1 protein-coding gene and 1 pseudogene are annotated in these 666 nt (G+C 37.7%); one reads left to right on the forward strand and one right to left on the reverse strand.

The genetic code is table 11. The features are described 5' to 3' along the window. A pseudogene (locus ACFINZ_RS11110) lies at positions 1-340 on the forward strand (hypothetical protein); the annotation flags it as partial. 101 nt (positions 341-441) lie between these two features. Here the strand turns inward: ACFINZ_RS11110 and ACFINZ_RS11115 are convergent. Next, positions 442-666 (reverse strand): Asd/ArgC dimerization domain-containing protein (locus tag ACFINZ_RS11115; protein ID WP_375701546.1); only part of this gene is annotated, 225 nt, incomplete at its 5' end.

Genomic DNA, 666 nt, shown 5'->3' on the forward strand with positions numbered 1-666 from the left:
TCCTACAATCTCTTTTACACATATGCGCGTGAAGCCAAATTCTACGATAAAAGTACAAAAGCAAAAAGTGAAACAGGTTGTTTCCAGTTTTAAAAATCTTACTGTGCCTCAAAAAATACGAAAAAATCTACAAAAATTGTACAGAAAAGATGTGGTTATTGATTCTACAACTGTCAAAAAAAGGGATGAAAGAACAGTTTTGAATCCCTCACCAAAAGCACAAAATATATCTGTAAAGCGTGTGAACGCTTATAATCCTTTTTTTCCGTATGATGTCAATTACAGAAATTTTGAACGCAATGAAACGCGTTACCGTGTTGTGACCTATCCTGCTCCATAAGGATATGGAAAATCCCATGGTTATTGCGATGATCGGAAGGAAATACAGCAGCATAAGGCATTTTTGTTTCATGCTGCCGTTTTTATTTATTTTGCTGATTCCTACTTTATCAAATTACGAGAGATGAGTAATTCAGCGATTTGAACTGCGTTCAATGCTGCTCCCTTTCTTAAATTGTCAGCCACAACCCAGAAAGCTAAGCCATTTTCAACGGTGATGTCTTCACGAACACGGCTAATAAAGGTGGCATCTTCGCCAGTACTTTCATAAGGGGTTATATTGCCGCCATCTTTGTGTTTATCGATAAGCTGACAGCCTGGTGCATC

Source organism: Bartonella sp. AA81SXKL, from assembly GCF_042196945.1.
In the GTDB taxonomy this organism is placed as follows: Bacteria; Pseudomonadota; Alphaproteobacteria; order Rhizobiales; family Rhizobiaceae; genus Bartonella.